Source organism: Clostridium sp. DFI.5.61 (assembly GCF_024462915.1).
Taxonomy (GTDB): domain Bacteria; phylum Bacillota; class Clostridia; order Oscillospirales; family Oscillospiraceae; genus Lawsonibacter; species Lawsonibacter asaccharolyticus.
Genome location: NZ_JANGBZ010000125.1, coordinates 1 through 484, shown reverse-complemented (window position 1 = coordinate 484; position 484 = coordinate 1). Strand labels below are relative to the sequence as shown.

At 55.6% G+C, this 484-nt stretch carries 3 tRNA genes; all 3 read right to left on the bottom strand.

The window, feature by feature from the left end:
* Positions 1–92 precede the first annotated feature (92 nt).
* The 3 genes from NE584_RS19360 to NE584_RS19350 all read right to left on the bottom strand — a co-directional run bounded on the left by NE584_RS19360 (position 93) and on the right by NE584_RS19350 (position 394).
* Positions 93–168, bottom strand: a tRNA-Trp gene (locus NE584_RS19360).
* 3 nt (positions 169–171) lie between these two features.
* Positions 172–248 (bottom strand) — tRNA-Ile (locus NE584_RS19355).
* Between the two features lie 70 nt (positions 249–318).
* A tRNA-Asn gene (locus NE584_RS19350) sits at positions 319–394 on the bottom strand.
* Between the last annotated feature and the right edge of the window lie 90 nt (positions 395–484).

Sequence of the window (484 nt, the reverse complement as noted above, 5' to 3'; positions counted from 1 at the left end):
CCCTCGACCTCCGGCGTGACAGGCCGGCGTTCTAACCAACTGAACTACCGAGCCATTTAATCAATATAAAAACAGATCACTCTGCAACTCTCTGGCAGGGGCAGAAGGAATCGAACCCTCGGCACGCGGTTTTGGAGACCGCTGCTCTACCTGCTGAGCTATACCCCTATATGGTGGGCCTTCACGGGCTCGAACCGTGGACCGGCCGGTTATGAGCCGGCTGCTCTAACCAACTGAGCTAAAGGCCCATTAACCGTTCACACGTTATTTTGAAATTACGGCTTGCCGTCACGAGCAAGTGGCGGCAAGCCGCATTTTTGGCTCCCCAAGTTGGACTCGAACCAACGACCCTGCGGTTAACAGCCGCATGCTCTACCGACTGAGCTATTGAGGAATGTGAAAGGGTCCGGCCCGGTTGGACCGGACCCTTGTGTAGGCACTACCTATTTTCCCAGCCCGTCTCCAGGCAAGTATCTTCGGCAGA